Raw genomic sequence first — 18647 nt, 5'->3', positions numbered from 1 at the left:
CGGATTTTTGCTACTTCACGAAGCATTACGCCCGGTTACGGTCTTGTTCTTGACGCCAATAACCATCATATTTCGCGGCAGGCATGCTGGAGCCCCGCCAGCGGCGCCTCGGTCCAAATCGACCGGACACCGGACGGGGCAGAAGCAATATGAGGATTTCCATGGCTGAACCCGTTCGCAATTATCAGACGCGTGCCGTGCCCGGCGTCGGCGTCGATGCTGCTATCGACCAGGGCCTGCGCGCTTATATGATCAAGGTCTACAATCTGATGGGGCTTGGCCTCCTCATCACCGGCCTCGCCGCGGTCGGAACGATCATGCTGGCCACCACCACCGATCCGGCTTCGGCGGTCGCTACGCTGCCGAACGGCGATATGCTGACATCCTTCGGCTACGCGATCTTCGGCTCGCCACTGAAATGGCTGGTGATCTTTGCCCCCCTGGCAGCGGTGCTGTTCCTGTCGTTTCGCGTCCAGTCGATGAGCGTTTCGGCCGCGCAGACGACGTTCTGGGTCTATGCCGGCCTCGTCGGCCTGTCACTGTCGTCGATCTTCCTGGTCTACACCACCGCCAGCATCTCGCAGACCTTCTTCGCCACCGCCGCCGCCTTTGGCGGGCTGTCGCTCTACGGCTACACGACCAAGCGCGATCTTTCCGCGCTCGGTTCGTTCCTGATCATGGGCCTGATCGGTCTGATCATCGCAAGTGTGATCAACATCTTCCTGCAGTCGTCGGCGCTTTCCTTCGCCGTTTCGGCGATCGGCGTGCTGATCTTCGCAGGGCTGACCGCCTACGACACGCAGAACATCAAGGAGATGTATTTCGAGGGCGACGAGACTGATGTCGCCGGCCGCAAGGCTATCATGGGCGCTCTGAGGCTCTATCTCGACTTCATCAACCTGTTCATGTTCCTGCTGCAGTTCATGGGCGATCGCCGTTAACAACGGCCCCTTGAGTCTGTGGACCAGCGAATTTGGAAAGGGCGGCCCAACGGCCGCCCTTTCCTTCTGTGCCGGCCTTTGCTGTTATAGAAGGCAGATGAACGGCTTGCATAAATTATGAGCAGCATCACGATACGCGGCGCGACAGCGGCCGATCTCGACCGGATCACCGACATCTATGCTGATGCGGTGATCCACGGCACGGCGAGCTACGAACTGGAGCCGCCTGATCGTGCCGAGATGGGCGAGCGCTTCGACAGTTTGATAGCGGGCGGCTTTCCCTATCTGGTGGCGGAAAAAGCCGGCATCGTGCTCGGTTATGCCTATGCCGGCGCCTTCCGGGCGCGGCCTGCGTACCGGTTCATCGTCGAAGATTCTGTCTATGTCGCGCCCGAGGCCAAGGGCCATGGCATCGGGCTGAAGCTGATGCAAGGGCTGATCGCGGCGGCCGAGGCGGCGGGCTTCCGCCAGATCATCGCGGTGATCGGCGACGGTCGGCCGGACAGTGCCTCAGTCCGGCTGCATGAAAAGCTCGGCTTTCGCCATTCGGGCCGTCTGGAAGCCTCCGGCTACAAGCTCGGACGCTGGCTCGACACGGTGTTCATGCAACTGCCGATCAATGGCGGGTCTCAGGTTCCGCCCGATCCCAACTCACTGCCGGAACGGAGATTCCGGAAGCACAACAAGTAGTTAGGCTTCGACAAGTTTCAGCGTGCGGTCGAACACGCCAAGCACGCGGCCAAGCTCCTGGCCGCGCTTAAGGATGCGGCCGCCGGCGGCGATGACGGCGAAAGCCCCTTGCCGGCGCGCCAGCTTCGGATCCTTGACGATCTGGAACAGCGGCACCTCGCTGGTGCGACGGAAGACGGAAAAGACGGCGCGGTCGGCAAGATGGTCGATGGCGTAGTCGCGCCATTCATTGGCGGCGACCATGCGCCCGTAAAGCCTCAGGATCTGGTCCAATTCACGCCGGTCGAACCGCACCGGCTGGTCGAGGCGTTCACGTCTTGCCTCATGCAGCGGGATCAGTATTGCGGATGCGTCCCCATCCTCCGTCCCACTGCCGTGATCAGTCATGCCTCGATCCCTTCGAATGAATCTTACACCAATCAAAGTTGGCGCTTTCGCCATGGAATTGCAAGCCCAGCTGGGCAAAAGCTGGCGGCGCAACGTTTCCGCGGTGTCCAGTCACGTTTATAAAAACGCCCGTTGAAATTGGTGATGCTTTGCCACAATCCTGCCTTCTTTTAACCGCGCTAAAGCCCCAATCTCCGACGAATTTACGGGTGTTGCCTGAGACGGTTCGGTCCGGCACTGGCTCGTAAACCCCAAGCCCCCCGCCCACGGGTCTGCGTCGGATCGAACCAACCTCGGTTTCTCCTCTGGAGAAATCGAGCGCGACGATCCCAAAACCTAAATGACCGGCGTCAGAAGCAAGCTGACGTCGGTTTTTTATTTTATTGGCCGAGTGAATGCGCGGCCTTCCCTTCTCCCCTTGTGGGAGAAGGTGTCGCCGAAGGCGACGGATGAGGGGTGTTGCAGCTTGGCAATTTGCTTGAAATCGCCGCTGCCTCATTCTTTCGACGCTGCGCGCGATCCACCAACCGAGGCGAGTCGTGGGCCTCGCCCGCCCTTCGGGCCCCACAAGGGGAGAAGGAGAGGGCGTTCAGGGCTTGTGGATCAGGGCGGCGCCCAGGATGGGGCCCGGCATGCCGTCCTTGCCTACCGATTGCAGCAGCACGGCGCAGCCGCCTTTCTTGGCAATCACGCTCATCGGCAATTCGTAGCGCTGCGCCTTGCCGTGCCACATGCCGGCGGTCTGGATGCCGGAGACGGCGTTCCAATAGGTCATGCTGCGGCCGGTGTTCTCGCCCTTGCCGATCTTGATCGTCTGCGGCGGGTCGAAATAGACGATGACGACATGGGCATCGCTGGGGCCGCTCCCGGCATCGCCGGCGTCGATGATGACGCGGTCGCTGGTCCGGCTGACGTCGATGGGGACCTGCATGCCTTCGCCGGACGTTTCCATGCGGGCGAGCGCGCCGTCGACTTCCTCGCGGCGGGCGCCGTTGACATGGCTGCGGCCATTGATGACGGCCTGCGGCGTATAGACCGAGCGGCTGCCGAAGGCACGCATATATTCATACTGCCGCTCGGTGTTCTCCTTGCGGCTCAGCGTGTCCTTCCAACCGAGATAATCCCAGTAGTCGACGTGATAGGCGAGCGCGACGATGTTCTCCTTGGCGGCAAGCTCGGCGAAAAATGCATCGGCCGGCAGGCAGGAACTGCAGCCCTGGCTGGTGAAGAGCTCGACCACGCCCAAGGGCTGGCCGACCAGGGATTTATCTGTCTGGGAGCGGTCGGCCTCGCCGGCAAGCGCATTGGCGGCAAGTCCAGCTCCGGCAAGCACCGAGAGGGCCAGCGCAAACGCCGCAAGCCGCAATGGTCTTCGAGGTGTCATGGCCGTTTCGACTCCCGCCGGTGATGGCCGGCTTTGTTCTGGTTGGCGAAATATGTGGCAGAAGCGGCAGTCAACGGGAAGTCACGTTGCGGTGAAATTCTACCGTTGCGACAAACTGCAAGGGCGCAACAGGATGGGCTACACTTTAAGGTAGATACCGATTCGGGCGACAATCAGCATGTGGCAAACTCTCCTGACGCCGGTCGACCTGTACTGCGAGCGGGTCGGGCCACAGTTCTGGGCCGAACCGGTGAACGCACTGACCAATATGGCTTTTCTTGTCGCCGGGCTATGGGGTGTCCGGGAGGTGCGCCGGCGCGGCACAGGCATCTTCGCCGAAATTCTGGCCTGGTGGGTGGTGGCGATCGGCATCGGCTCGGCGCTGTTCCACACCTTTGCCAACCATGCCATGGTCTGGGCCGACGTGCTGCCGATCGCCGGGTTCACGCTGGCCTACACGCTGTTCAACCTGCGCCGTTTCCTCGCTATGCAATGGGGCAAGGCGATCGCCATCTTCTTCGCCTTCTATGCCGTCACCGGGTTGTTGACCTGGGCCGTGCCGGACTGGCTGCGCCAGGCATCGAACGGCACGACCGGCTACCTGCCGCCCTTCCTGGCGCTCGCCTTCTTCGGCGCCTGGGTGGCGGCGAGCGGCAACCGCGCCGGCTGGTACAATCTGGCGGGCTCGGCGATCTTCGTCGCGTCGGTCATCTTCAGGACGATCGATCCGCTGGTCTGCGGCAGCTTCCCGCTCGGCACGCATTTCCTGTGGCACATCCTCAACGGGCTGATGCTCGGCGTGCTGCTGGCGGCGGCGGCGCGGTTCGGTAGGGGAATAGGGGAATAGGGGAATAGGGGAATAGGGGAATAGGGGAATAGGTATTGTCTTCCCTACTCCCTTACTCCCTTACTCCCCTCTCTATGCTGCCAGATCGCGCAGCACATATTGCAGGATGCCGCCGTTCTTGAAGTAGTCGAGTTCGTCCAGCGTATCGATGCGGCAGATGATCGGAATGTTCTTCACCGTGCCGTCGCCATAAGTGATCTTCGCGATCATCTTCTGACGCGGCTTGATGGCGTTCAGTCCGTCGATTTCGACCAGTTCGTCGCCCTTGAGGTTGAGCGAGGCCCATGAGGTGCCTTCCTCGAAGACGAAGGGGATGACCCCCATGCCGACCAGGTTCGAGCGGTGGATGCGCTCGAAGGACTGAGCGATGACGGCGCGAACACCCAACAGGTTGGTGCCTTTGGCCGCCCAGTCGCGCGACGAGCCGTTGCCGTATTCGACACCGGCGAAGATGACCAGCGGCACGCCTTCCTTCTTGTACTCCATGGCGGCGTCGTAGATCGATTTCTCTTCCTTCGACGGATAGTGGATCGTGTAGCCGCCCTCGCGGCCGTTCTCACCCAGCATGTGGTTGCGGATGCGGATATTGGCGAAGGTGCCGCGCATCATCACCTCGTGATTGCCGCGCCGTGTGCCGTATTGATTGAAGTCGGCAACGCCGACGCCATGATCGATGAGGTACTTGCCGGCCGGCGAGGCCGCCTTGATCGAGCCGGCCGGTGAGATGTGGTCGGTGGTGATCTTGTCGCCGAACAGGCCGAGCACGCGGGCGCCCTTGATGTCGCCGATCGTGCCGAAGCCCGATGTCATGCCAGCGAAGTAGGGCGGGTTCTGCACATAGGTCGAATTGTTGTCCCAGGAATAGGTCTGGCCTTCCGGCGCCTTGACGTTCTGCCAGTATTCGTCGCCCTTGAAGACGTCGGCATATTTGCGGGCGAACAGTTCGCGCGTCACGTTCTTCTCGATGAACTCCTGGATCTCGACCGAGCTCGGCCAGATGTCCCTGAGGTAGACCGGGTTGCCGTCGCGGTCCTCGCCGAGCGGTTCGGTGGTCAGATCCTTGGTCACGGTCCCGGCCAGTGCGTGGGCGACGACCAGCGGCGGCGAAGCGAGGTAGTTCGCCTGCACGTCGGGCGAGACGCGGCCTTCGAAATTGCGGTTGCCGGAAAGCACCGCGGCAGCAATCAAGCCCTTGTCGTTGATGGTTCTGGAGATCGGCGCCGGCAACGGGCCGGAATTGCCGATGCAGGTGGTGCAGCCGAAGCCGACCAGATTGAAGCCGATCTGGTCCAGTTCCTTCTGCAGGCCGGATTTCTCCAGATATTCGGCGACGACCTGGCTGCCCGGCGCCAGCGATGTCTTGACCCACGGCTTCTGCTTGAGTCCGAGCCGGTTGGCGTTGCGTGCCAGCAACCCGGCGCCGATCAGCACGCTCGGGTTCGAGGTGTTGGTGCAGGAGGTGATGGCGGCAATGACGACGTCGCCATGGCCAAGGTCGTAGTCGTTGCCCTCGACGGCATAGCGCTTGTCGATTTCGACCGCCTTCTTGTACTCGGTTTCCATCGCCTTGACAAAGCCGGCCGGAATGCCTTCGAGCGCGACCCGGCCTTCTGGACGCTTGGGTCCGGCCATCGACGGCACGACACTGCCGAGATCGAGCTCGAGCAGGTCGGTGAAGACCGGATCGGCCGACCCGGTATCGCGCCACATGCCTTGCGCCTTGGCGTATGCCTCGACCAGCGCGATGCGGTTTTCCTCGCGGCCGGACATGGTGAGGTAGCGGATGGTTTCGCCATCGACCGGAAAGAAGCCGCAGGTCGCGCCATATTCGGGCGCCATGTTGCCGATGGTGGCGCGGTCGGCCAGCGTCATGTTGGACAGACCAGGACCGAAGAATTCGACGAACTTGCCGACGACGCCCTTCTTGCGCAGCATCTGCGTGACGGTGAGCACGAGATCGGTGGCGGTGACGCCTTCCCTCAGCCTGCCGGTGAGCCGGAAGCCGATGACTTCGGGCAGCAGCATGGAGACGGGCTGGCCAAGCATCGCGGCCTCGGCCTCGATGCCACCGACGCCCCAGCCGAGCACGCCAAGGCCGTTGATCATGGTGGTGTGCGAATCGGTGCCGACGCAGGTGTCGGGATAGGCGGTGGTTTCGTCGCCTTCAGTGTTGGTCCACACGACCTGGCCGAGATATTCGAGATTGACCTGGTGGCAGATGCCAGTGCCGGGCGGCACGACGCGGAAGTTGCGGAAGGCCTGCTGGCCCCATTTCAGGAATTTGTAGCGTTCCTCGTTGCGCTCGTATTCAAGCTCGACATTCCGGGCGAAAGCCAGCGGCGTGCCGAACTCATCGACGATGACCGAGTGGTCGATGACCAGGTCGACCGGCACCAGCGGATTGATCTTTTGCGGGTCGCCGCCGAGCGAGGCCATGGCATCGCGCATGGCGGCCAGGTCGACCACGGCCGGAACGCCAGTGAAATCCTGCATCAGCACGCGGGCCGGGCGATAGGCGATCTCGACCCCGGCGGTGCCCCTGTCGGTCAGCCAGCCGGCGACCGCCTGGATGCTCTCCTTGGTGACGGAACGGCCGTCCTCGTTGCGCAACAGGTTCTCCAGCAGCACCTTCATCGAATAGGGCAGTTGGGCGATGCCGGTGAGGCCGTTCTTCTCGGCCTCGACGAGGTCGTAGTAAACATAATCGGAGCCGCCCGCGGTCAGCGTGCGACGGCAATTGAAACTATCGAGGGATTTTGACACGTGCGATCCGTCCTTGTCTGTTCAGCCTGAAAGGGAACGGACGCCGATGGCATGCAATCACGCGCAAAGGTGCGGGTACGGCCATTTCCGCTGTCCGTTCCCAGCCAACCCGAGCCGTTCAAGGCGGCGCGTGCGCTGGTTCGGCGCTAATTCGCTTCCCGTGCCGACCGCTGGCACGGATGCCCCGCATATAGAGAATTTCCTGGAATAGTTCTAGACAGTCGAACGGCTATTTTGTGCGATGCGGCAGCTGCCGTGGCGCGATGTTTTCGGGACGGGCATGGAATGCGGCTGATCGCCGAAAATCTGGGCGGCGAACGCGGCGGCGAGGCGGTTTTTTCCGGCCTCGACTTTGCCCTTGGCAAAGGCCAGGCGCTGATCGTCACCGGGCCGAACGGCGCGGGAAAATCGACACTGCTCAGGGTCGTTGCCGGGTTGCTGCCGGTGGTGGCAGGCCGTTTGCTTCTCGAAGGTGGCGGTGAGGATTTTCCGTCGGTCGCCTCGGCCTGCCACTATCTCGGCCACCAGAACGCGATGAAGACGGCGCTGAGCGTGGCGGAAAATCTGCGCTTCTGGCGCGATTTTTCGGGTCCGGATTTTTTGAGCGCCGAAGAGGCGCTGGCAATGGTCGGGCTTGACGGTATCGGCCATCTGCCGTTCGGCTATCTCTCCACCGGGCAACGCCGCCGCGCGGCGATCGCAAAACTGCTGGTCAGCCGGCGGCCGCTGTGGCTGCTCGACGAGCCGACGGCCGGATTGGACAAGGCTTCGGAAGAGCGATTCGGCCGGCTGATGCGGGAGCACTGTTCGGAGGGCGGAATCATTATTGCGGCGACGCATCTGCCGCTGGGGTTGGAGGGGGCACAAGAATTGAGGATGGGGGAAACTCGGTAATGTCGGCAGGACAGAGGGGGGTGCCTGGGCAAGGGCATCTAAAACCATGCTAGCCCTCTTCCTGCGCGATATCCGCCTGAGTATCCGGGCCGGCGGCGGGGCGCTGACCGGCGTGATCTTCTTTCTCGCGGTGATCGCCACGATCCCGTTCGGCGTCGGGCCGGACCTCAATTTGCTTGCCCGCATCGGCCCGGCGATCCTGTGGATCGGCGCCTTGCTGGCTTGCCTGCTCGGTCTCGACCGATTGTTCCAGGCCGACCGGGAAGACGGCTCGCTCGATCTGCTGGTGCTCGGCGACGACCGGCAGATGCTGGCGCTGACCGTGCTGACAAAATGCCTAGCGCATTGGGCAGGAAGCGTGCTGCCGCTGGTCATCGCGGCACCCCTGCTCGGCCTGTTCATGAACATGGAGCCGATCGGCATCGGCGCCACGGCGCTGACCCTTCTGGTCGGCACGCCGGCGATTACCTTCATCGGCGCTGCCGGTGCGGCGGTGGCGGTGGCACTGCCGCGCGGCGGGCTGCTGATCTCGGTGCTGGTGCTGCCGCTGACCATCCCGGTGCTGATCTTCGGCGTCTCGGCAAGCTATGGCGCGGTGGCGAACCCTGATCCGTTTCTGCAGCCTTTCCTCATTCTTGCCGCGCTGACCTTGTTTCTTGCCGTGCTGGGGCCGGTTGCGGCAGCGTTGGCTCTGCGCCATGGAACCGACTGATTTGGCCGGCCATCGTTGGTGATTACAGGGCGTCAAAGGCTGCGGCGCTGCTGTCGATTGCGAAGCCGATGGCGCAGGGTTAAAGGAAGGCATGTTGGAACGAAGCGAAATGGTCCGGCTGAAAGGTTTTGCACCGGAGGAGCGACCCCTATGACCGCGCATGCGCTCTATGTGACCGCTGCCTATGCCATCACGGCCGTGGTGCTGGCCGGGCTGATCGGCTGGATCCTGCTCGACCAGCGTGCACGCAGACGAGACCTCGCCGAGCTGGAAGCGTCCGGCGTGCGGCGGCGCTCCGACAAGGCGGGGAAATCATGAGCATGGAGACGGAAACGCCGGCGCGCTCACGCCGCCTGATCGTGCTGTTGCCGCTGCTGATTTTCCTCGGGCTGGCGGGGCTGTTCCTGACGCAGCTGCTGTCCGGCCGCGACACTTCGGAAGTGCCATCGGCGCTGATCGGCCTGCCGGCGCCGCAGACCAATCTGCCGGCGCTGGAGGGCATGAATTTGCCGGGGCTCGATTCCAGGCAGTTCGCCGGCAAGGTCACGCTCGTCAACGTCTTCGCGTCGTGGTGCGGGCCGTGCCGCGACGAACATCCGCTGCTGCTGGCGCTGTCGCAGGACAAGCGCTTGGTCATCGCCGCCCTCAACTACAAGGACCAGCCGGAAAACGCCCGCCGGTTCCTCGGCGATCTCGGCAACCCGTTCCAGGCGATCGGCGTCGACACGGCAGGGCGCGCGGCGATCGACTGGGGGGTCTACGGCGTGCCGGAAACCTTCGTCGTCGGCAAGGACGGCAAGATCGCCTACAAGCACGTCGGCCCGCTGACGCCGGACTCAGCACAAGCGCTGCTGCTGCCGGAGATCGAGAAGGCGCTGGCAGCACCCGGCTGATGGCCCCGCCGTTTCGTCATCCTTGGGTCTCCACTCCGCTTTGCGTCGTTACGCCCAAGGATTACGAACGTGATAGGTCGACCGAAGATTCAGCCGTAGACCTGCTTGTGGACCTGGTAGAGCATTTCGCTGCGGTCGGCGCGCATGTCGGCCAGATCGCGGCTGGAAAACGAATCGATTTCGGCGATGAGGCGGTTGTATTGCCGGCGCTTGGCGATGCTGGTGCGAGCGCGGCTCATTAGGCTGTCGAGAATCATAGCGAGGTTCCTTCTGTGCCGCTTTGTTGCGGCAGGTTGTTCCTCCCTGATCGATACGCAGCATGACATAGTTATGGTGCATCGCAAAAAGAAGATGTTGCAATGCACCATTGCGCTGGGCGCATAGCCGGTTAACGGCGCATGGGCCCGTCCTTCCATCCGTCAGTCGAGCAAGGGCCGCATTGCCTGTCCCGATACACGACCTTGCCATATCGATCGCCGGCTGGCTTGATCGCGCCGGCACCAACGATTTGCATGACCCGGGAGAAAACCATGGCCGAAGACTACGAAATTCTCGATCCACGCTTTGCGCGGCTGTTCAACGGCAACGCACAGGTGGACAAGCTTTTCACCGGATGCCGGTGGGCCGAAGGGCCGGCCTGGTTTGCGGCCGGCCGTTATGTGGTCTGGTCCGACATTCCCAACAACCGCATGCTGCGCTACGACGAGACCGACGGCAGCGTCAGCGTGTTCCGGCAGCCGTCGGGCAATTCCAACGGCAACACCGTCGACCGGCAGGGCCGGCTGGTCACTTGCGAGCATTCGGGCCGCCGGGTCAGCCGCACCGAGCATGACGGCTCGATCACCACCATCGCCGACAAATGGCGCGGCAAGCGGCTGAACTCGCCCAACGATGCGGTGGTCAAGTCCGATGGTTCGATCTGGTTCACCGACCCGACCTACGGCATCGATACGGATTATGAGGGCGACAAGGCCGAGAGCGAGATCGGCGCCTGCCATGTCTACCGGGCCGACCCCGGTACCGGCGAGATCGAAGCGGTGATCACCGACATGATCAGGCCCAACGGGCTTGCCTTCTCGCTCGACGAGAGCAAGCTCTACGTCGTCGATACCGGCCGCACGCATGGCGCGCAGAATCCGGCGCATATGCGGGTGTTCGATGTCGACGAGGCCGGCAAGAAGGTCTCCGGCGGGAAGGTCTTCGCCGATTGCACGGCCGGCCTGTTCGATGGTTTCAGGCTCGACGACCAGGGCCGGATCTGGACCAGTGCCGCCGACGGCATCCATTGCTACGATCCGGACGGGACGCTGATCGGCAAGATCAAGGTGCCGGAAGTCGTCGCCAATTGCGTGTTCGGCGGCAACAAGCTGAACTGCCTCTACATCGCCGGCACGACGTCGCTCTACATGGTCCGGCTGATGGTCAACGGCGCAAAGACATTTTGAGCGGCCCTGGGGCCTTCGAAGAGGTCGCTGCGCGTGACTGGTTCGTCGGCGAGACCAATGTCGCGGCGTTGAGACCGAAGGGAAATTTGCGAGAGGCTGCGGGACAGCGCCCCGCTCTGCCCTGCCGGGCATCTCCCCCACTTGGGGGCTTCGTCGCCGACGCTTGCTTCGCGTTCGCTCCGCCCGGGATAACGAAAGCACGGTGGCCGCCGCTTAACGCGACCGGATGAAATCGGCGAATGCCGAAATGGGGTTGTGCATTGCCAGTTGGCTTGCCGGCTCCGACAGGATTTTGTCCACCTCCGGTGGCCTCTTGCCGAGCAGGGCGATTTCGAGCGCGGTGTCTTCAACAAGCGCGAAAGACATGGTGCGCATGATCTCGGCCAGAGCCGCGCGGGCAAACAGCGAGCGCGGCGAGGCGTGCACCAGCATGGCCGGCTTGCCGACAGCTGCATCGCGCGACACCAGCCAGTCGAGCGCGTTCTTCAGCCCGCCCGGTACGCCATGGGCATACTCAGGGCAGGAGACGATCACGCCGTCAGCGGCGGTGACCGCGTCGATCAGCGCGGATGCTTGCGGTGGCGTCCGCTCGCCTTCGTCATCCGGATTGAAAATCGGCAGCCGGCCAAGCCCGTCATAGACGGATACGTGACAGTCCGGCGGCGCGTTTTGCGCGAGCGCCGCGACCAGGGCCGAATTGGTCGAGGCGGCGCGCAGGCTGCCGGAAATGGCGAGGATGTTCAGCAAAGGCTTAGAGGCGGGCTCGGCGATTCGTGGTCGGGCACACTACCACATGGTGTGTTTGTATTCTTCGTCCAGCCAGCGGTCGGTCGCCTCGGCCGAATCGGCGAGCGCCAGCTGGTCGCGCAGGATCTGGCCGAGCGTCGGCAGCGTCGCGCGGTCGTACCAGGTTTCCGGCTTCCACAGATCGGAGCGCATGAAGGCCTTGGCGCAATGCATGTAGGCGGCCTTGACCGTCACCAGGACGACGCTTTGCGGTTCCTTGCCGTCGACGGCGAGCCGCTCGCGCAAAGCCGCATCGACGGTGATGCGGGCGTCGCCGTTGACGCGCAGCGTCTCGTTCATGCCCGGGATGAGGAAGAGCAGCCCGACCGAAGGGTTGAGAAGAATGTTCTCCAGCGTGTCGAGCCGGTTGTTGCCGGGCCGGTCGGGGATGGCGATGGTCTTCTCGTCGAGCACGGCGGCAAAGCCCGGCCTATCGCCCTTCGGCGTCACATCGGCATTGCCGGCGCCGTCCGAGGAGCCAATCAGCACGAAGGGGCTTTTGCCGATGAAGGAACGGCCGTGGCCATCCAGCGCCTTCAGTTCCTTGCGGATCGAGCCGTCGGTCGGCCGAGGCGTCTTGTAGATCGTTCTCAGCTCTTCGCGCGTGGTGACGAATTCCATGCCCTCTCCTTAAAATCGTTACTTGCCGGGCTTCCCTTCCGTTCCGGTCTTGCCTTCAAGCGAATGGCGCATGATCAGCGGCATCTGGCTGAAGGTGAAAAGAAGGGTGATCGGCATGATGCCCCAGACCTTGAAGGTAACCCAGGCGTCGGTGGAAAAATTCCGCCAGACCACTTCGTTGACAAGGGCCAGGAACAGGAAAAACAGGCCCCAGCGGAAGGTGAGTTTCTTCCAGCCCTCGGCATCGAGGCTGAAGGCCGAATCGAAGACGTAGCCGAGCAGCGACTTGCCGAAGAACAGGCCGCCGAGCAGCACGCCGCCGAACAGCATGTTGACGATTGTCGGCTTCATCTTGATGAAGATGTCGTCCTGCAGGTAGAGCGTCAGCGCGCCGAAGACGAAGACGACGACGCCCGACACCATCGGCATGATCGGCAAGGTGCGGGTGAGCAGCCAGGACGCGGCCAGCGCGATCGCGGTCGCGGCCATGAACAGGCCGGTGGCGACGAAGATCGGTCCGCCGAATTCGGCCAGCACCGGAAATTTCTGCGACAGCCATGCGCCACGGGCGTTGGCGAAGAAGAACACCATCAACGGGCCGAGCTCCAGCACCAGCTTGAGCAGCGGATTGACGCCTTCCTTCTTCTGTTTCTGCGGGTCGGACGGGTCGCGTTCGAGGATGCGCGGGTTCATAGGCTTTCCTTCTTGCGCATGATCCTGTCCAAAAAGTCTGCAACTTCCTGGGATCAAGCTTGTTATGCCACTCCAGCGATCGCCCTGGCGAACTCGCTTGCGGAGAATGGTTCGAGGTCGTCGACCTGTTCGCCGACGCCGATGAAATAAACCGGCAATTTATGCTTTGCCGCAATCGCCACCAGAATACCGCCGCGTGCCGTGCCGTCCAGCTTGGTCATCACCAGGCCGTTGACGCCGGCGACATTGCGGAAGATCTCGACCTGGTTGAGCGCGTTCTGGCCGGTGGTGGCGTCGACCGTCTGCAGCACGGTGTGCGGCGCCTCCGGATCGAGCTTGCCCAGCACCCGGACGATCTTTTCGAGTTCCGCCATCAGCTCGGTCTTGTTCTGCAGCCGCCCGGCGGTGTCGATGATCAGCACGTCGGAGCCGGCTTGCCTGGCCTGTTCGAAGGCATCGTAGGCGAGGCCGGCGGCGTCGGCGCCAAGCTTCGAGGCGATGACCGGCGACCTGGTGCGCTCGCCCCAGATCTTCAATTGCTCGATCGCGGCGGCACGGAACGTGTCGCCGGCGGCGAGCATCACCGACAGGCCGCCGTCGGTCAGCTTTGCCGCCAGCTTGCCGATGGTCGTGGTCTTGCCGGTGCCGTTGACGCCGACGACAAGGATGACATGCGGCTTGTGGCTGAGGTCGAGCTCCAGCGGCAAGGCGACATGGGTCAGCACCTTCTCAACCTCGGTCGCCATGATGGCGCGGACTTCCGTCTCGGAGACGTCCTTGCCGTAGCGGCTGGCAGCCAGCGAATCGGTGATGCGCAAAGCCGTCTCCATGCCGAGATCGGCGCGGATCAGCACGTCCTCCAGATCCTGCAGCGTGTCCTCGTCGAGCTTGCGCTTGGTGAAGACGCCGGCGATGTTGCCTGACAGTTCCCGGGAAGAGCGGGCGAGCCCCTCCTTCATGCGCTGGAACCACGAGCGTTTCGGTGCCGGTTCCGGCGCCTTCTGCGGTTCGGCTCTCTGCCCGACCTTCCTGGTGACGGTGACCTTGCCGGCAGCCGGCTTTGGCTCCGGCGGTGGTTGCGGAACGGGCTCGCGCTTTACCTCCCCCGCGATGGGGGAGGTCCCGAGAGAAGCTCGGGGGTGAGGGTGACTGGCGCCGGCGCTGTCACCCAACCCCGCCGCTTCGCGGCGACCCTCCCCATCGAGGGGAGGGCGGGGCGCCGGTATGGCTTCAGGTTCGGGCGCGATCTCGGTAAGGACCGGCTTCGCCTCGATCGGCGCTGGCTGGCGAATGGGGGGCGGGATTTCGGCCGTCGGTGCGGCATCTTGCGCAGGTCCGCGCTGCCCCTCACCCTTACCCTCTCCCCGTGAAGGACGGGGAGAGGGGGGCGTCAGCGCAGCCGCTTCTTCCTCGGCCTCTGCGGGAGTGGTTCCGGCGGCGCGATCAGCACCCTTCTCCCCGTCCCTATACGGGGAGAAGGTGCCGGCAGGCGGATGAGGGGCGGCGCCAGCCGCTGATGATGGAAGCTGAGTGGACGCTTCGACGGACGCAGGTTCGGGTTGTTTCTTCGGGGCGATTTCCGGCTGCTCGGGCTCAGGAACGTCCTGCGGCTCCGGAGTTGGCTCGGGAATCACGGGAGCAGCCGGAATCTGCTCTGGCTCTTCGACCGGATCAGGCTCCGGCTGAGCAGGCTCGGCCTCTTCAACAGGCACCGGCTGTGCCGGAGGCGCAGCTTCTGCTTCGGGCCAAGGCTCTTCGCGTTTCAAAAATTCCGGAACGGCTTGCTCGGCCGCCGGTTTCAGTGCCTCGAGCGCGTCCCATTTGATCGGCGGCAGCGGTGCGGTCTCGTCGATCCGCTCCTCGACCACTTCCTTCTTGCCGAACGAAAATATCTTCTTGAGAAAACCAGCCATGTTCTTGCGTCTCAGGCGGCGCGGGCGGCAAGCGGCGCCGCGATCAGCCGCGAGCCGTCATCGCCGGCGATATCGGCCTTAACGATTTCGCCCGGCGCACCCTCGGAGATCGCGGCAAGCGTAAACCCTTCGGTGCGGCCGAGCCCGTCGCGCTCGATCAGGATCGACTGGCGTGTTCCGGCGAGCGAGGAAAGGTGGCTGCGATAGGCGGCGTCACCGGCGGCGCGCAGCCGTGCCGCACGCTGCTTGACCAGTTCGCGGCGAAGCTGCGGCATGCGCGCGGCGGGGGTGCCTTCGCGCGGCGAAAACGGAAAGACGTGGAGATGCGTCAGCCCGCATTCCTCGACGATCTCCAACGATTTTTCGAACATGGCGTCCGTCTCGGTCGGGAAGCCGGCGATGATGTCGGCGCCGAAGACGATGCCGGGACGCAATTTGCGCAAATCCTGGCAAAAACGGATCGACTGATCCCGGTTGTGCCGGCGCTTCATCCGCTTCAGGATCATGTCGTCACCGGACTGCAGCGACAGATGCAGATGCGGCATCAGCCGGGGCTCGGTGGCGATGGCGTCGAGCAGATCGTCGTCAGCCTCGATCGAATCGATCGAGGAAAGGCGCAGGCGTTTCACGTCAGGCACCTGCTTCAGGATTGTCTTGACCAATTTGCCGAGCTTCGGGCTGCCCGGCAGGTCGGCGCCGAAACTGGTCATGTCGACGCCGGTCAGCACGATCTCGGCATAACCATTGCCGCTCAGCCGCTTGACCTGCTCGACCACGGCGCCCATCGGCACCGAGCGCGAATTGCCGCGGCCATAGGGGATGATGCAGAAGGTGCAGCGGTGGTCGCAGCCGTTCTGAACCTGGACGAACGCCCGCGCCCGGCCTTCGATGGCGTCGACCATGTGGCCGGCCGTCTCGCGCACCGAAAAGATATCATTGACGCGAGCCTTCTCGGTGTCGTTGACGCCGAAATCCGGCAGCGCGCGATAGGAATGCGCCTTCAGCTTTTCCTCGTTGCCAAGGACGAGATCGACCTCGTCCATGGCGACGAAATTCTGCGGCTCGGTCTGCGCGGCGCAGCCGGTGACGATGATGCGGGCGGCCGGATTCTCGCGGCGGGCTTTGCGGATCGACTGTTTTGCCTGGCGCACCGCCTCGCCGGTGACGGCGCAGGTGTTAAAGATGATGGCGCCGCCTTCCAGCGCGCCAAGGCCGGCGCTTTCCGCCTCTCGCCGCATCACCTCGGATTCGTAGGTGTTCAGCCGGCAGCCGAAGGTGACGACGTCAACACTTTTGGGAAGAGCGGGATCCTTCTTGGCAAGGGGAGCCATCAGGCGGCGCTTTCGGTGTCGCGGGCCCACACGCCGGTCGCCGGGTCGAAGCTGCCGGAAAATTCCCATTCGGCGGCGCCGGTGAGGATGACGTGGTCGTCGCCGCGCCACTCGACATGCAAGGAGCCACCTCCGGGCGTCACCAGGGAGACGCTGCGTCCGGTCCGCCTGGTGCGCGCGGCAGCGACGGCGGCGGCACAGGCCGCTGTGCCGCAGGCCTTGGTCAGGCCGGCGCCGCGCTCCCAGGTGCGGATGACCATCGTCTCGGCCGAGGTCACCCGCGCGATGGTGATGTTGGCGCGTTCGGGGAAGATCGGGTGGCTTTCGAGCAGCGGACCGAAGCGGTCGAGCTCATAGGACCAGACGTCGCGGTCGACCCAGAAGATGGCGTGCGGATTGCCCATCGACACGACCGAGGGCGAGTGCAGCACCGGCGCGTCGATCGGGCCGACCTGCAGCTCGATCATGCGGGTATCGCGGAATTCCTCGGCGAGCGGAATATCCTGCCAGCCGAAACGCGGCTTGCCCATGTCGACCGAGATCAGCCCGTCGGCATGTTCTTCGGCGTTGAGGATGCCGGCGACGGTCTCGAAGGCGAATGTCTTCTGGCCGGTCTCGGCGGCAAGCGCCTGCACCACGCAGCGCATGCCGTTGCCGCAGGCCTGCGCGCCGGTTCCGTCGGAATTCAGGATGTCGATGAAAAAGGCAGTGCCCGGCGTTCTGGCGTCGTGGATCGCCATGATCTGATCGAACTTCGTCGCGGCATCGGCATTGAGCGCAAGGGCGGCAGCCGGCGCCACCCGGTCGGCGCGACCGCGCATGTCGGCAACGATGATTTCGTTGCCGATGCCGTTCATCTTGGCGAAGGGGGCAGTGCTTGCCATGGATCGAAAGGTCTCATGCCGATTTGGCGCCTATATGGCGGATAGCGGCCGGAATTACCAGTGCGAGACGCCAGCGCGACGTGCGTCGACTTGGACGCACAAAGTACGCTCTGACATTTTTAAACCTGCGCATCGTGCTTCCTGAAAATCGATTCCGATTTTCGGGCGGATGCGGTCTATGCCACCGCCAAGACGCCAAGCATGACCAGCAGGAAGATGATCAACACAATGCCGATGAGAATGCGGGCGCCGGTGGCGGCGGCTCCGGCCAATGCCGGCATGCCGAGCAGGCTGGCCGCGGCCGCGATTATCAGAAGAATCACAATCCATTTGATCATGGGAAATCCCTCGCAGCCGACGGTTGTGGACCACCACCAACGCGTTTACGACGTCCGGGTTCCCCCGGGGGCCTCTGGGGGGCCGGGTCGCCAGCCTAGAGCGCCGGCACGTCCCAGACTTCGCCGGGACGCAGGGCGCGAAAGCGTTCTTGCGGGACACCTTGATCGTTGAGGGCCTCGCCCAGCTTTCTTGCCGGCTCGTCAATCGGCTCGTTGGTGAGCCGGAACGTGCCCCAATGGCAGCCGGCGGCATAGGCGGCGTTGCACAACAGCATGCCTTGCACCGCCTCCTCCGGGTTCTGGTGGTGTGGCGCCATGAACCAGCGCGGCTCGTAGGCGCCGATCGGCAGGATGGCGAGGCGGAAGCCGCCGTGCCTTGCGGCCATCAGCCGGTAGTTGATGCCATCGTGGAAACCGGTGTCGCCGGCGAAATAGACCTTTCCGCCCGGCGTCTCGACCACAAAACCCGCCCACAGCGCCATGCGCCGGTCGCGGGTGCCGCGCGCCGACCAGTGGTGCACCGGCTCGACATGGACGGCGACGTCCTTGCCGATCTCGACCCGCTCGCCCCAGTCATGCACGGAAAGCCGCATTCCGGGAAAGCCATCGTCGATGATGGCGTCGTTGCCGAGCGGCGTCAGCACCAGCGGGTCGTGCTTTGTCTTCAGCCGCTTCAGCGTGGCGAGGTCCAGATGGTCGTAGTGGTTATGGCTGACCAATACGAGATCGATCGGCGGCAGACTGGAAAAGGCGATGCCGGGCGGATTGACCCGTTTCGGCCCGGCAAAGGGGAGCGGCGAGGCGCGCCGCGACCAGACCGGGTCGGTGAGGATGTTCAGGCCGGCTGTTTGGATGAGCAGCGTGGAATGGCCGACCATGGTCAGCCTCAGTTCGGAGCCGTCGATCCGTTTGGCCGGTGTCGCCTGATGAAACGGACTTGGATTCGCCGACGGCCATTTCGAGCGTTCGCCGCCGAGCTGCCACTTCAAAAGATCGGAAAAGCGGGCAGGCAACTTGCCGTTGGGATTGAAGAACAAGGTGCCGTCGAAATGATCGCTGGGCGGCCCGCTATAGTAGCGGTTGGCCGCCCTTTTCCTCGCAGCCAAGATTTCGCCTCCGGCAAGG

The 18647-nt window shown here is 63.6% G+C and carries 20 protein-coding genes; 8 read left to right on the top strand and 12 right to left on the bottom strand.

All coding sequences use genetic code 11. The features are described from left to right. The first annotated feature begins 161 nt into the window (after nucleotides 1–161). Together AC0L2M_RS26795 and AC0L2M_RS26790 are read left to right on the top strand one after the other, a co-directional pair. Nucleotides 162–941, top strand: coding sequence for a Bax inhibitor-1/YccA family protein (locus tag AC0L2M_RS26795; protein WP_473536337.1), 780 nt, complete (start codon nucleotides 162–164; stop codon nucleotides 939–941). Between the two features lie 117 nt (nucleotides 942–1058). Next, on the top strand, nucleotides 1059–1631 hold the full coding sequence (locus AC0L2M_RS26790) for a GNAT family N-acetyltransferase (RefSeq protein WP_473536336.1): 573 nt from the start codon (nucleotides 1059–1061) through the stop codon (nucleotides 1629–1631). Here the strand turns inward: AC0L2M_RS26790 and AC0L2M_RS26785 are convergent, their stop codons facing one another. Both AC0L2M_RS26785 and AC0L2M_RS26780 read right to left on the bottom strand, forming a co-directional pair. Continuing rightward, entirely contained in the window at nucleotides 1632–2018 is a 387-nt protein-coding gene (locus AC0L2M_RS26785; protein WP_023803338.1) for a DUF2794 domain-containing protein, read from the bottom strand. Between the two features lie 589 nt (nucleotides 2019–2607). Then, nucleotides 2608–3402, bottom strand: coding sequence for a DUF1223 domain-containing protein (locus AC0L2M_RS26780; protein ID WP_091592176.1), 795 nt, complete (start codon nucleotides 3400–3402; stop codon nucleotides 2608–2610). 178 nt (nucleotides 3403–3580) lie between these two features. Between AC0L2M_RS26780 and AC0L2M_RS26775 the strand changes: the two genes are divergently transcribed. Next, entirely contained in the window at nucleotides 3581–4249 is a 669-nt protein-coding gene (locus AC0L2M_RS26775; protein ID WP_473536335.1) for a ceramidase domain-containing protein, read from the top strand. 72 nt (nucleotides 4250–4321) lie between these two features. On the opposite strand, the gene acnA is transcribed toward AC0L2M_RS26775, so the two are convergent. Continuing rightward, nucleotides 4322–7012, bottom strand: coding sequence for an aconitate hydratase AcnA (gene acnA, locus AC0L2M_RS26770; protein WP_473536334.1), 2691 nt, complete (start codon nucleotides 7010–7012; stop codon nucleotides 4322–4324). Between the two features lie 285 nt (nucleotides 7013–7297). Between acnA and ccmA the strand changes: the two genes are divergently transcribed. The 4 genes from ccmA (at nucleotide 7298) to AC0L2M_RS26750 (ending at nucleotide 9511) form a co-directional block, all read left to right on the top strand. Further along, entirely contained in the window at nucleotides 7298–7906 is a 609-nt protein-coding gene (gene ccmA / locus AC0L2M_RS26765) for a heme ABC exporter ATP-binding protein CcmA (protein ID WP_473536333.1), read from the top strand. 46 nt (nucleotides 7907–7952) lie between these two features. Next, nucleotides 7953–8618 carry a heme exporter protein CcmB gene (gene ccmB / locus AC0L2M_RS26760; RefSeq protein WP_023803343.1) on the top strand — a complete coding sequence of 222 codons (666 nt, stop codon included), beginning with the start codon at nucleotides 7953–7955 and terminating at the stop codon, nucleotides 8616–8618. Nucleotides 8619–8768: 150 nt separating this feature from the next. After that, the gene (ccmD, locus tag AC0L2M_RS26755) at nucleotides 8769–8936 is read left to right on the top strand and encodes a heme exporter protein CcmD (protein WP_287225062.1); all 168 of its coding nucleotides are present in this window, start codon (nucleotides 8769–8771) and stop codon (nucleotides 8934–8936) included. Next, the gene (locus AC0L2M_RS26750) at nucleotides 8933–9511 is read left to right on the top strand and encodes a DsbE family thiol:disulfide interchange protein (RefSeq protein ID WP_287225061.1); all 579 of its coding nucleotides are present in this window, start codon (nucleotides 8933–8935) and stop codon (nucleotides 9509–9511) included. The genes ccmD and AC0L2M_RS26750 overlap by 4 nt, the downstream gene beginning before the upstream one ends. Nucleotides 9512–9600: 89 nt before the next feature. On the opposite strand, the gene AC0L2M_RS26745 is transcribed toward AC0L2M_RS26750, so the two are convergent. After that, the gene (locus tag AC0L2M_RS26745; RefSeq protein WP_023803346.1) at nucleotides 9601–9768 is read right to left on the bottom strand and encodes a hypothetical protein; all 168 of its coding nucleotides are present in this window, start codon (nucleotides 9766–9768) and stop codon (nucleotides 9601–9603) included. A 273-nt stretch (nucleotides 9769–10041) separates the two neighbouring features. On the opposite strand from AC0L2M_RS26745, the gene AC0L2M_RS26740 reads away from it, so the two are divergent. Further along, nucleotides 10042–10956: an SMP-30/gluconolactonase/LRE family protein gene (locus AC0L2M_RS26740; RefSeq protein ID WP_128175358.1), complete on the top strand. Its 915-nt coding sequence runs from the start codon at nucleotides 10042–10044 to the stop codon at nucleotides 10954–10956. Between the two features lie 213 nt (nucleotides 10957–11169). Here AC0L2M_RS26740 and AC0L2M_RS26735 read toward each other — a convergent pair whose 3' ends face one another. The 8 genes from AC0L2M_RS26735 to AC0L2M_RS26700 all read right to left on the bottom strand — a co-directional run bounded on the left by AC0L2M_RS26735 (nucleotide 11170) and on the right by AC0L2M_RS26700 (nucleotide 18628). Beyond that, nucleotides 11170–11703, bottom strand: coding sequence for an NADPH-dependent FMN reductase (locus AC0L2M_RS26735; RefSeq protein ID WP_287225060.1), 534 nt, complete (start codon nucleotides 11701–11703; stop codon nucleotides 11170–11172). A 39-nt stretch (nucleotides 11704–11742) separates the two neighbouring features. Continuing rightward, nucleotides 11743–12363, bottom strand: coding sequence for a pyridoxamine 5'-phosphate oxidase family protein (locus AC0L2M_RS26730; protein WP_128171119.1), 621 nt, complete (start codon nucleotides 12361–12363; stop codon nucleotides 11743–11745). A gap of 18 nt (nucleotides 12364–12381) precedes the next feature. After that, nucleotides 12382–13056, bottom strand: a complete 675-nt coding sequence (locus AC0L2M_RS26725) for a septation protein A (RefSeq protein WP_023803351.1) — start codon at nucleotides 13054–13056, stop codon at nucleotides 12382–12384. A gap of 62 nt (nucleotides 13057–13118) precedes the next feature. Next, on the bottom strand, nucleotides 13119–14969 hold the full coding sequence (ftsY, locus tag AC0L2M_RS26720) for a signal recognition particle-docking protein FtsY (protein WP_473524082.1): 1851 nt from the start codon (nucleotides 14967–14969) through the stop codon (nucleotides 13119–13121). An 11-nt stretch (nucleotides 14970–14980) separates the two neighbouring features. Next, entirely contained in the window at nucleotides 14981–16300 is a 1320-nt protein-coding gene (mtaB, locus tag AC0L2M_RS26715; RefSeq protein WP_287225058.1) for a tRNA (N(6)-L-threonylcarbamoyladenosine(37)-C(2))-methylthiotransferase MtaB, read from the bottom strand. After that, on the bottom strand, nucleotides 16300–17184 hold the full coding sequence (dapF, locus tag AC0L2M_RS26710) for a diaminopimelate epimerase (RefSeq protein WP_128175371.1): 885 nt from the start codon (nucleotides 17182–17184) through the stop codon (nucleotides 16300–16302). The genes mtaB and dapF overlap by 1 nt, the downstream gene beginning before the upstream one ends. A 176-nt stretch (nucleotides 17185–17360) precedes the next feature. Further along, entirely contained in the window at nucleotides 17361–17522 is a 162-nt protein-coding gene (locus AC0L2M_RS26705) for a DUF1328 family protein (protein ID WP_023803355.1), read from the bottom strand. Between the two features lie 95 nt (nucleotides 17523–17617). Beyond that, nucleotides 17618–18628 (bottom strand): MBL fold metallo-hydrolase, encoded by a 1011-nt coding sequence (locus AC0L2M_RS26700; protein ID WP_473536332.1) that lies wholly within the window; start codon nucleotides 18626–18628, stop codon nucleotides 17618–17620. Nucleotides 18629–18647: the final 19 nt, after the last annotated feature.

The sequence above is a fragment of the Mesorhizobium sp. WSM4806 genome, from assembly GCF_055811635.1.
The sequence above is the reverse complement of the archived record's forward strand: the minus strand, read 5'-3'. Positions and strand labels throughout refer to the sequence as shown.